Source organism: Pseudoduganella buxea (genome assembly GCF_009720835.1).
GTDB lineage: Bacteria > Pseudomonadota > Gammaproteobacteria > Burkholderiales > Burkholderiaceae_D > Rugamonas > Rugamonas buxea.
Genome location: NZ_WNKZ01000136.1, coordinates 1 through 11,329 on the forward strand (window position 1 = coordinate 1; position 11,329 = coordinate 11,329).

Consider the following 11,329-nt stretch of genomic DNA (forward strand, 5'->3'; position numbering starts at 1 on the left):
AGCGGTAGCGCTGCAGGCCGCGCAGGATGCCGTGGCGATACAGCTTGTCGCCGTCGCAGTGCGGGCACCGGCGCAGGCGCGCGCCCCGTGCCTCGATGATGGCCAGGCAATCGGCCAGCGAGGCACAACGTTCGAACAGACGGCGCAAGCCGTCGCCCTGTTCCCCCGTCAGCCTGGTCAGCCACGCCAGGCACTGCGTCCGCACCGCCGCGTACTCGTCGATTTCCATGCCCGCCTCCGTCCTGGCTGATGCCAACTTACGGTATGACAATGGTCGAGCCAACAAGTTCCTTGCGACCGGGGCACAGAGCCAAAACAAAAGGGAGCCGAAGCTCCCTTTTGGTCGTCGATGCCGTGCCGCGCTCAGCGCATGCCGGAGATGATCTGTTTCAGCTTGCCCGAATCGGCGCAGAAGGCGCGGATGCCTTCGGCCAGCTTCTCGGTGGCCATCGCGTCTTCATTGAGCATGAAGCGGAAGGTCTTCTCGTCCACGCTCATCTTGGCCTGGGCGCCGGAAGCCGATTCGGCCGACAGCTTGCGCTCGACCGGGGCTTCGGTGTCGGCCAGCTTCTGCAGCAGGTCGGGGCTGATCGTCAGCAGGTCGCAGCCGGCCAGTTCCAGGATCTGGCTGGTGTTGCGGAAGCTCGCGCCCATTACTTCGGTCTCGTAGCCGAACTTGCGGAAGTAGTTGTAGATGCGGCGCACGGACTGCACGCCCGGGTCTTCCGCGCCCTGGTAGTCGATGCCGGTCTGCTTCTTGTGCCAGTCGTAGATGCGGCCCACGAACGGGGAAATCAGCTGCACGCCCGCCTCGGCGCAGGCGATCGCCTGGGGCAGCGAGAACAGCAGCGTGAGGTTACAGTGGATCATTTCCTTTTCCAGGATTTCGGCCGCCTTGATGCCTTCCCACGTGGAGGCGATCTTGATCAGCACGCGCTCGCGGTCGAAGCCGGCGCGCTCGTACAGGTCGATCAGCTCGCGGCCCTTGGCCACGTTGGCTTCCACGTCGAAGGACAGCTTGGCGTCGATCTCGGTCGAAACGCGACCCGAGACGATCTTCAGGATCTCGCCGCCGAAGGCGATCAGGAGCTTGTCGATGACGGCGCCGGTGGAGGCGTGCGGGTTGTCGCGCACGGCCTTTTCCAAGAGCGGCTTGTATTCGTCCTTCTGCACCGCCTTCAGGATCAGCGACGGATTGGTGGTGGCGTCGCGCGGCGTGTACTGCTTGATCGACTGGAAGTCGCCGGTGTCGGCAACGACCTTGGTGTATTGCTTGAGCTGTTCGAGTTGATTCATGACGGGCCGAAAGGTGGTGAGGGCAAAAGACTATTGTACCGAAACTGGTCGAAGGCGCGAGCCGCGCCGTTGCGGCGGCAACGATTTTTTCGCCCGGGCCGCTGGCAAAGGCGGGAAACTGCGGTATCCTTGCTGCCGTTGGCTAAAAGCCAATGTTACGCGTTATCGGGAGAGTCTGGCCATGCCAGCGCCGAAGGAGCAACCGCCCCGTCAATCTCTCAGGCCCAAGGACCGGTAGCGCATCCGCACTCTGAAGAGTTGCCGGCGCAGGCGCGCGCGGCGCACCGAAGGAGCAAGTGCCCGCCGCGCCGATCGCGCGGCAGGCGTGAATCTCTCAGGTCCCGGACAGAGGGGGTGGCGTGGCGCGCGTGCGCCGCGTCCCCTCATCGCGCCGGAATGGAAGATCCATCATGAAAACCATCGCAGTCATCGGCGGCGGCATCACGGGCGTCACCACCGCCTACGCACTGGCCCAACGGGGCCTGGCCGTCACCCTGTTCGAGCAGCACCGCTACCCGGCCATGGAGACTTCGTACGCCAACGGCGGCCAGCTGTCGGCATCGAACGCGGAAGTGTGGAACCACTGGTCCACCGTGAAGAAGGGCCTGGCCTGGATGACCCGGCGCGACGCGCCGCTGCTGGTGCACCCGTCGCCGACGTGGCACAAGCTGTCCTGGTTCGCCGAATTCGTCGCCGCCATTCCCCGCTACCGCGACAATACGGTGGCCACGGCGCGCATGGCCGTCGCCGCCCGCGAGCACCTGTTCGCCTGGGCCGCCGCCGAGGGCATCGCCTTCGACCAGCGCCGCGAAGGCATCCTGCACATCTACCGCGACAAGGCCGGCTTCGAGCGCGCGGCCGATGTCACCAGGCTGCTGGCCCAGGGCGGCCTGCCGCGCCAGGCCGTGACGCCGCAGGAAATGCGCGACATCGAGCCGGCCCTGGCCGGCGCCTACTATGGCGGCTTTTACACGGAAAGCGACAGCAGCGGCGACATCCACAAGTTCACGTCCGGCCTGGCCCGGGCCTGCGAACGCCACGGCGTGGCGATGCTGTGCCAGCGCGACGTGCTGGCGCTGGCGGCGGGCGAGCATGGGGCCACTGTCACCGTGCGCCACGCGGGCGTGAAAGACAGCTACCGTTTCGACGCGGCCGTCGTCTGCGCCGGCACCGCCAGCCGCCGGCTGGCCGCGATGGTGGGCGACCGGGTCAACGTCTATCCCGTCAAGGGCTACTCGATCACGGTCAACCTGCCGGACAATGCCAGCCAGGCCGCCGCGCCCACCGTCAGCCTGCTCGACGATGCGACCAAGCTGGTGGCCAGCCGCTTCGGCCAGGACCGCCTGCGCGTGGCCGGCACGGCCGAATTCGCCGGCTTCGACCGCGATATCCGGGCCGAGCGTATTCGTCCGCTGGTCGACTGGGTGGAAAGCTGCTTCCCCGGCGTCTCGACGAAAAGCATCGTGCCCTGGGCCGGCCTGCGCCCGATGATGCCGGACATGATGCCCCGGGTCGGCAGGGGCCGCACGCCCTTCGTATTCTACAACACGGGCCACGGCCACCTGGGCTGGACCCTGGCGGCGGCAACGGCGGAGATGGTGGCGCACGAGGTGTACGGCGCAGTGGAACCGGCCGCCGGGCGGCGCCGCGCCGCGCTGGCTGCGTAGCAATTCGTTTGTTTTGTGGCTTCAAAACCGGTGTCCGACCGCTGCGGCGGACCGACCGATTTTGAAGCGACTATCTGCAAACTTGTGTCTGACGCCGGATGAGGTGTCAGGCCTCAGCCGATAAAGGAATCGAACTGCACCTCGAACTCCTGCAGCGCCTTCTGGGCGTTCTGCATCTGGCGCCGGAACTCGGGGCCGCGCTGCAGGGCCAGGCCGACGGCCAGCACGTCGATGACGACGAGGTAGGCCAGGCGGGCCGAGATGGGGGTGTAGGGGTCGGTGTTGAAGATCAGGTCGATCGGGATCAGCACGTGGGCCAGGTCGGCCAGCGGCGTGCCCGACGGGGCCAGCACGATGATGTCGGCGCCGCCGTCGCGGGCCAGCTGGACCGAGCGGACCAGGGCCGGGCTGTTGCCGCGCTGGGAAATGGCCACGACGCAGTCGCCTTTCTTCAACAGGGCGGCGGCGATGCTGTGGATGGCCGGGTCGGAATAGGCCACCGTCGGCACGCCGGAGCGGAAGAACTTGTGCTGGGCGTCGGCGGCGACGATGCCGGACGTGCCCTGGCCGTAGAATTCGATCTTCTTCGCGCGCGACAGGATGTCGAGCGCGGCCTGCACCGGTTCGTGGTGCAGATTGTTGCGCAGGTCCAGCAGGGTGTTGATCGAGCGGCTGCAGATCTTGTTGACCAGGTCCGACGCCAGGTCGTCCTGCGACGGCGCCTCGTTCAGGCCGGGCAATGCCAGCGCCAGGCCCTGGGCCAGCTTCAGCTTGAATTCGTGCCAGCCGTCGTAGCCCAGGGTGCGGCAGAAGCGTACCACGGTGGGTTCGGACACCTGGGCGCTCTTGGCCAGCGCCGTGATGTTCGAACTCACCGTGCGCGACGGATTGTCGAGCACGGCCAGCGCCACCTTGCGTTCCGATTTGGACAGCGAGTCGAGCTGGGTGCGGATGGAGTCGAGTAGCATCGGTGTCAAATGCGGTGGAATCGAGTAAGGGGAGGGCGGCGGCGCCGGTGCTGCCACCGGCTCCGCCGCCTGCGCCGTGTCGAACGGCGCGCTGGCATGCAGGGTCATTCAGTCCTCGGGCAGTGCTTCCTCGCGCCACTGCAGGCCGTCGCGGCCGATCAGCGCGCTGGCGGCGGCCGGGCCCCACGTGCCCGACGTGTACGGCAGCGGTGCCGTGTCGTCCTGCTCCCAGTTGTCCAGGATGGGTTCGACCCATTCCCAGGCCGCTTCCAGTTCGTCGCCGCGCATGAACAGGGTCAGCTGGCCGCGCAGCACGTCGAGCAGCAGGCGCTCGTAGGCGTCCATGCGCGGGGCCTTGAAGCTTTCGCGGAAGTCCAGTTCCAGCTCGGCCGGTTTCAGGCGCATGCCTTCGCCCGGCGTCTTGGCCATCAGGTTCATGCGCAGGCCTTCGTCCGGCTGCAGGCGGATCACCAGCGAATTGGGCTGGAACGACGATGTCGGCTGGTTGAAGATCGAGTGGGGGATCTGCTTGAAGCGCACGACGATTTCGGCCAGGCCGTCTGCCATGCGCTTGCCGGTGCGCAGGTAGAACGGCACGCCGGCCCAGCGCCACGTGTCGATCTCCGCCTTCATCGCAACGAAGGTCTCGGTGCGGCTGTTCTGCGGCGCGTCCGGCTCGTCGCGGTAGCTCGGCACCGGCTGGCCGTCGACGTGGCCGGCGCGGTACTGGCCGCGCACGATGTTCTGCGCCAGCGTGGTCGGCGTGAAGCGCTTGAGCGAACGCAGTACCTGCAGCTTGGCGTCGCGCACGGCATCGGGCGCGATCGACGCGGGCGGCTCCATCGCCACGATGCACAGCAGTTGCAGCAGGTGGTTCTGCAGCATGTCGCGCAGGGCGCCGGACGTGTCGTAGTAGCCGATGCGGTTGCCCACGCCGAGCTTTTCGGCGATGGTGATCTGCACGTCCGAAATCCATTCACGGCGCCACAGCGGTTCGAACAGGATGTTCCCGAAGCGCAGGGCCAGCAGGTTCTGCACGGTCTCCTTGCCCAGGTAGTGGTCGATCCGGTAGATCTGCGATTCCTCGAACACTTCACCCACTTCGCGGTTGATCTGCTTGGCCGACTCCAGGTCGCGGCCCAGCGGCTTTTCCAGCACGACGCGCGAATTCGGCGTGACCAGGCCGTTTTCCTTCAGGTTGTCGCAGATCTGCGCGAACAGGGCCGGCGGCGTGGCCAGGTAGTAGACCCGGTTCAGGCTGGGATCGGGGCGCAGCACGGCCGCCAGCGACTGGTAGGACGCCGAGTCGGTGGCGTTGACGGACACGTAGACGATGCGGCTGGTGAAGCGCGCCCACGATTCCGGCGTCACCTTGGGCGACTTGATGTGCGGGCGCGACGTCGTGTTGACCGTCTCGATGAATTCTTCCGTGCTGTCGTCGTGCCGGCCGATGCAGATGATGCGCGCGCTCGGCGGCAGGTCGCCGCACACGTCGCGCGAGAACATCGCGGGCAGCAATTTGCGCATCGCGAGATCGCCGCTGCCGCCGAACAGTACCAGGTCAAAATCAGTGAGAGCCATAATATGTAGTGTTGAATTCTGTGGAAAAATACTACCGGATATCAATCGTCTGGTGAAAATATACTACAGGATGCCGGGGCGTGCTTCGCAGCCGCCATCGGCCGGCCTTTCAGCGAACATACGCGGGTTGCTCCAGGCCGGCAACGGGCACACGAATCGCCAGTACCTTGCCGGACAGCGGATACTGCGCCAGCTCTGCTTCGGGCCGCTTGCCTGCGCTGGTGATGTACAGGGTGCGCAGGTCGGCGCCGCCAAACGCCACCATCGTGGGGCAGCGCAGCGGCAGGGAAATCTCGTCCAGGGGTTCGCCCATTGGTGACAGCTTGACGATGCGGCCGCCCTCGAACATGGCCACCCAGTAATTGCCTTCGCTGTCGACGGCCGCGCCATCGGGCCGGCCGCCGTAATTGTTCGCCTTGTCCATCGAGAACTGCAGCAGTTCGCGGCCATTGCTGGCCGTGCCCGTGGCCACGTCGAAGTCATAGCGGCTGACGCGGTGGGCCGTCGTGTCGGCGTGGTACATGGTGGCGTTGTCCGGGCTGAAGGCCAGGCCGTTCGAGTTGGTCATGCCGCCGGACCAGGCCAGGCGCACCTGGCCCCGCTCCAGCACATACATCTCGGCTGCCGGCTGGTCGCGCGGCTCGTAGATCGTGCCGACCCAGAATCGCCCGGCCGCATCGGCCTTGCCGTCGTTGAAGCGGGCTTTGGCCTGGTCGAACGGGGCAGGGGCGATATCGGTCACGCCGCCCGTGGACGGGTCGAGCAGCACGAAGCCGGCGCGGGTGGCGACGACGATGCCGCCTTCCGTGCGGGCCAGCGCGGAAGGCTCCGTCGCCATCGGCCACGCATCATGCTTGCCCGTCGCGGCGACGAGGCGGTGCACGGCGCGCCCGTCGATATCGACCCAGTACAGGGCCTGTTCGAGCGGATGCCACAGCGGGCCTTCGCCCACCTGCATGGCGTCGTCCCACACTACCTGGAAGTCGTTCGCGCTCATTGGACCTTGGCTCCCTTGGCCATGACGATCAGGCCATTGGTGGAGCTGTCGTGTGCTTGCGGGTCGACCTCGCCTTCCAGCTCGGCCTGGATCTTCTTGGCCAGCACCTTGCCCAGTTCCACGCCCCACTGGTCGAAGCTGGCGATATCCCACAGCACGCCCTGCACGAACGTCTTGTGTTCGTACAGCGCGATCAGGGCACCCAGGGTGGCCGGCGTCAGCTGGTCCATCAGGATGGTGTTCGACGGGCGGTTGCCGGGGAAGGTCTTGTGCGGCACCAGTTCGTCGATCTTCGCCTCGGGCACACCCTGGGCCTGCAGCTCGGCGCGCACTTCGTCGCCGCTCTTGCCCTTCATGAAGGCCTCGGACTGGGCGAAGCAGTTGGCCAGCAGCGCGTCGTGGTGGCCCGGCAGGTCGTGCGTGGCGCGCAGCGCGGCAATGAAGTCGATCGGCACGATGTCGGTGCCCTGGTGCAGCAGCTGGAAGTAGGCATGCTGCGCGTTGGTGCCGCATTCGCCCCAGACGATCGGGCAGGTCGGCGTATCGACGCTCTGGCCGCCTTTCGTCACGCGCTTGCCGTTGCTTTCCATGTCGAGCTGCTGCAGGTAGGCGGGGAAGCGGTTCAGGTCCTGGTGGTACGGCGCGATCGACAGCGAGGCGGCGCCCAGGAACTGGCGGTTCCAGAAGCCGATCAGGGCCAGCAGCACGGGCATGTTCTCGGCCAGCGGCGCGGTGCGGAAGTGCTCGTCCATCGCATGGGCGCCTTCGAGCAGCGTCTCGAAATAGCCGAAGCCCACGGCCAGCGCCACCGACAGGCCGATGGCCGACCACAGCGAATAGCGCCCGCCGACCCAGTCCCAGAACGGGAACATATTGTCCGGATCGATGCCGAAGGCGCGCACCGCTTCCGTGTTGGTCGACACCGCGACGAAATGGCGCGCCAGGTCTTCTTCCTTGCCGGTGCCGAGGAACCAGCGCCGCGCCGTCTGCGCGTTCAGCATGGTCTCGGCCGTCGTGAAGGTTTTCGACGCGACGATGAACAGGGTGGTCTCCGGATCGACGCGGGCCAGCACGGCGTCCATGTCGTGGCCGTCCACGTTCGACACGAAGTGCATGGCCAGGCGCGGGTGGGCATACGAGCGCAGCGCCAGCACGGCCATTTTCGGGCCCAGGTCGGAGCCGCCGATGCCGATATTGACGACGTCGGTAATAGGCTTGCCGCTGCGGCCCAGCCACGTACCGGCGCGCACCTTGTCGGTGAAGGCCTTGACACGGTCGAGCACCGCGTGGACGTCGGCATTGACGTCCTGGCCGTCCACCACCAGCGCCTTGCCGCGCGGCATACGCAGGGCCGTGTGCAGCACGCTGCGATGTTCGGTAAGATTAATTTTGTCACCGGAAAACATGGCATCGCGCTGGGCCTCGACGCCCCGTTCGCGGGCCAGGTCGACCAGCAGCTCGACGGTCCTGCCGTCCAGCCTGTTCTTCGAATAGTCCAGGAACAGGCCGGCCGCGTCCACGGTCAGCTTCGGGAAGCGCTGGGGATCGTTCGCGAACAGCTGGCGGATCTGCCAGTCGACGGCGTCGACGGCGTGGGATTGCAGGGCGGAGAAGCTGGCGGTCGTGGTCAGGGCAGGCTGGCGCATAAGCTGGTAGTTAGCTGGTTAGTTAGCTGGTTATTAAGCTGATGAATAGCTAAGTCAGTTGGGAACATTGGCTAATAATACAGGAAAAGACCGTAAGTTCACTACAGTTCCAGCCAAAAAGCCGCAAAAAATCTCTCCGACATCATGGCTTGTGCGACGTTTGCCGCCCGCGCTTCACTCTGAAAGCCGCCAGTGCTGCACGCCTGCGGCTTCTGTAGTAAAATTTCGGTAATTCATCGATAAGGAAGCATAATGGCCTTGCACCCAGTCCTCGAACAAGTCACCGCGCGCATCGTCGCGCGCAGCCGTCCGTCGCGCGGCGCCTACCTGGCCCATCTGGAAGCCGCCCGTGTCAAGGGGCCGCAGCGCGGCACCCTGGCCTGCACCAACCTGGCTCACGGCTTCGCCGCCTTCCCCGCCAACGACAAGCTGGTGCTGCGCGAAGTGAAGAAGCCGTCCGTGGCCATCGTCTCGGCCTACAACGACATGCTGTCGGCCCACCAGCCCTTCGAGCACTTCCCGCCCATCATCAAGGATGCCGTGCGCGAAGTGGGCGCCGTGGCGCAGTTCGCCGGCGGCGTGCCCGCCATGTGCGACGGCGTCACGCAGGGCCAGCCGGGCATGGAGCTGTCGCTGTTCTCGCGCGACGCCATCGCCATGAGCACGGCCATCGCGCTGTCGCACAATATGTTCGACGCGGCCCTGTACCTGGGCGTGTGCGACAAGATTGTGCCGGGCCTGTTGATCGGCGCCCTGCATTTCGGCCACCTGCCGGCCGTGTTCGTGCCGGCCGGGCCGATGACGTCAGGCCTGTCGAACAAGGAAAAAGCGGCCATCCGCCAGCGCTACGCGCAGGGCAAGGCCACGCGCGACGAGCTGCTCGAAGGCGAGGCCAAGTCCTACCACGGCGCCGGCACCTGTACCTTCTACGGCACCGCCAACAGCAACCAGATGCTGATGGAAGTCATGGGCCTGCACCTGCCGGGCGCCGCCTTCATCACGCCGGGCACCGAGCTGCGCGAGCAGCTGACGGCCGCCGCCGCCCGCCGCGCCGCGGTGATCACGGAGCTGGGCAACGAGTACATCCCGGTCGGCCACATCGTCGATGAGAAATCCATCGTCAACGCCATCGTCGCACTGCTGGCCACGGGCGGCTCGACCAACCACACGCTGCACCTGCCGGCCATCGCCAAGGCGGCCGGCATCGTCATCGACTGGGACGATTTCAACGACCTGTCCGCCGTGGTACCGCTGCTGGCGCGCATCTACCCGAACGGCGAGGCGGACGTGAACCACTTCCACGCCGCCGGCGGCACCGGCTTCGTCATCCGCGAGCTGCTCGACGCCGGCCTGCTGCATGACGACGTCACCACCATCCTGGGCAAGGGCCTGCGCAACCACTGCAAGGAGCCCTTCCTGGCCGAAGGCGGCAAGGATGTCGTGTTCAAGGATTCGCCGGCCGTGTCGGCCGATTCGAACGTGGTGCGCACGGCAGCCGAGCCGTTCTCGAAGGACGGCGGCATGGTGCTGGTGCGGGGTAACCTGGGCCGCGCCGTGATGAAGGTGTCGGCCGTGAAGCCGGAGCACCGCTCGGTGGAAGCGCCGGCGATCGTGTTCAATTCGCAGGAAGACTTCATGGCCGACTACAAGGCCGGCAAGCTCGATCGCGATTTCGTGGCCGTGCTGCGCTTCCAAGGCCCCCGCGCCAACGGCATGCCCGAGCTGCATGCGCTGACCCCGGCGCTGGCCAACCTGCAGGATGCCGGCCGCAAGGTCGCGCTGGTGACGGACGGGCGCATGTCGGGCGCCTCGGGCAAGGTGCCGGCGGCAATCCACGTGTCGCCCGAAGTGCTGGCCGGCGGCCCCCTGGGCCTGGTGCGCGACGGCGACGTGATCCGCGTCGATGCCGCCACCGGCACGCTCGAAGCGCTGGTGGGCGACCAGGTCTGGCATTCGCGCGCGATGGCGCAGGCCGACCTGACGCCGAGCCACGTGGGCATGGGCCGCGAATTGTTCGGCATGTTCCGCAGCACCGTCAGCGCGGCCGAACATGGCGCGACGACCTTCGGCCTGCCGTCGCCGATCGACACCACCGTGGAACTGCACGGTGGCGACAATGTGGGCAATACCGTGCCCGGTTCCGATGAAGACTTCCTCGTTAAGAAAGCGCCATGACCATGACTCTGCTCGACATTATGCGTACCTCGGCCGTGATCCCCGTGATCGCGATCGATGATCCCGACCACGCCGTACCGCTGGCCAAGGCGCTGGTGGCAGGCGGCATCCGCGTGCTGGAAGTGACCCTGCGCACGGAGCATGGCCTGGCCGCGATCCGCGCCATGAGCGGCGTCGAAGGCGCCATCGTCGGCGTCGGCACGTTGACGGCACCCGAGGAATTCGCCGCCGCGCGCGACGCCGGCGCCGTGTTCGGCGTCTCGCCTGGCCTGACGGACGCGCTGATCGCCGCGCAGAAGTCGTCCGGCCTGCCGCTGCTGCCGGGCGTGATGACCCCTTCGGAAGTGATGAAGGCACGCGAGCAGGGCTTCCGGCAACTGAAGCTGTTCCCGGCCGTGCCGGCGGGTGGCGTCGGCATGCTGAACGCCATCGCCGGCCCCCTGTCGGACATCACGTTCTGCCCCACCGGCGGCATTTCGCTGGAAACGGCGCCTGCCTTCCTGGCGCTGAAGAACGTGGCCTGCGTGGGCGGGTCGTGGCTGACGCCGCGCGACGCCATCAAGGCCGGCGACTGGGCCCACATCACGACGCTGGCCAAGGCGGCCAGCGCGCTGCGCGCCTGACGGCGGCGCGGCAATGAAGAACGGCGCCCCGCGGGGCGCCGTTTTTTTGGGCGCTGTGCCCCGGTCGCAAGGAACTTGTTGGCTCGACCATTGTCATACCGTAAGTTGGCATGAACCAAGACGGAGGCGGGCATGGAAATCGACGAGTACGCGGCGGTGCGGACGCAGTGCCTGGCGTGGCTGACCCGGCTGACCGGCGAGCAGGGTGACGGCTTGCGCCGTCTGTTCGATGGCTGCGCCTCATTGGCCGACTGCCTGGCCATCATCGAGGAACGGGGCGCGCGCATGCGCTGTTGCCCCCACTGCGGCGCCGACAAGCTGTACCGTCACGGCATCCTGCGCGGCCTGCAGCGCTACCGCTGTCGCCAGTGCCGCC

General features: G+C 66.7%; 10 protein-coding genes and 2 riboswitches. Of the genes, 4 read left to right on the forward strand and 6 right to left on the reverse strand.

Annotated elements, in window-relative coordinates:
- Both GM672_RS25835 and tal read right to left on the reverse strand, forming a co-directional pair.
- The coding region (locus GM672_RS25835; protein ID WP_443094181.1) for a transposase-like zinc-binding domain-containing protein at positions 1 to 229 on the reverse strand (229 nt) is incomplete at its 3' end.
- Positions 230 to 363: 134 nt separating this feature from the next.
- The gene (tal, locus tag GM672_RS25840) at positions 364 to 1,296 is read right to left on the reverse strand and encodes a transaldolase (RefSeq protein WP_155473394.1); all 933 of its coding nucleotides are present in this window, start codon (positions 1,294 to 1,296) and stop codon (positions 364 to 366) included.
- A gap of 156 nt (positions 1,297 to 1,452) precedes the next feature.
- Positions 1,453 to 1,540: riboswitch (glycine riboswitch) on the forward strand.
- Positions 1,541 to 1,542: 2 nt separating this feature from the next.
- Positions 1,543 to 1,649, forward strand: a riboswitch (glycine riboswitch).
- 57 nt (positions 1,650 to 1,706) lie between these two features.
- Here tal and GM672_RS25845 point away from each other — a divergent pair.
- The gene (locus GM672_RS25845; RefSeq protein ID WP_155473395.1) at positions 1,707 to 2,963 is read left to right on the forward strand and encodes a D-amino acid dehydrogenase; all 1,257 of its coding nucleotides are present in this window, start codon (positions 1,707 to 1,709) and stop codon (positions 2,961 to 2,963) included.
- Positions 2,964 to 3,076: 113 nt separating this feature from the next.
- Here GM672_RS25845 and GM672_RS25850 read toward each other — a convergent pair whose 3' ends face one another.
- The 4 genes from GM672_RS25850 to pgi all read right to left on the reverse strand — a co-directional run bounded on the left by GM672_RS25850 (position 3,077) and on the right by pgi (position 8,155).
- Positions 3,077 to 3,931 carry an SIS domain-containing protein gene (locus GM672_RS25850; protein ID WP_155473401.1) on the reverse strand — a complete coding sequence of 285 codons (855 nt, stop codon included), beginning with the start codon at positions 3,929 to 3,931 and terminating at the stop codon, positions 3,077 to 3,079.
- Positions 3,932 to 4,039: 108 nt separating this feature from the next.
- Positions 4,040 to 5,512, reverse strand: a complete 1,473-nt coding sequence (gene zwf / locus GM672_RS25855; protein WP_155473396.1) for a glucose-6-phosphate dehydrogenase — start codon at positions 5,510 to 5,512, stop codon at positions 4,040 to 4,042.
- Between the two features lie 109 nt (positions 5,513 to 5,621).
- A complete protein-coding gene (locus tag GM672_RS25860) occupies positions 5,622 to 6,509 on the reverse strand; it encodes an SMP-30/gluconolactonase/LRE family protein (protein WP_155473397.1) in 888 nt (295 codons plus the stop codon).
- Positions 6,506 to 8,155 (reverse strand): glucose-6-phosphate isomerase, encoded by a 1,650-nt coding sequence (gene pgi / locus GM672_RS25865; RefSeq protein WP_155473398.1) that lies wholly within the window; start codon positions 8,153 to 8,155, stop codon positions 6,506 to 6,508. Before pgi ends, GM672_RS25860 begins: the two co-directional genes overlap by 4 nt.
- A 252-nt stretch (positions 8,156 to 8,407) precedes the next feature.
- On the opposite strand from pgi, the gene edd reads away from it, so the two are divergent.
- The 3 genes from edd to GM672_RS25880 form a co-directional block, all read left to right on the forward strand.
- Complete coding sequence (gene edd / locus GM672_RS25870) at positions 8,408 to 10,330, forward strand: phosphogluconate dehydratase (RefSeq protein ID WP_155473399.1); 1,923 nt, start codon at positions 8,408 to 8,410, stop codon at positions 10,328 to 10,330.
- Complete coding sequence (gene eda / locus GM672_RS25875; protein WP_155473400.1) at positions 10,327 to 10,953, forward strand: bifunctional 4-hydroxy-2-oxoglutarate aldolase/2-dehydro-3-deoxy-phosphogluconate aldolase; 627 nt, start codon at positions 10,327 to 10,329, stop codon at positions 10,951 to 10,953. The genes edd and eda overlap by 4 nt, the downstream gene beginning before the upstream one ends.
- A gap of 132 nt (positions 10,954 to 11,085) precedes the next feature.
- Positions 11,086 to 11,329: IS1/IS1595 family N-terminal zinc-binding domain-containing protein (locus GM672_RS25880; protein WP_170300250.1), on the forward strand; the 244-nt coding region annotated here is incomplete at its 3' end.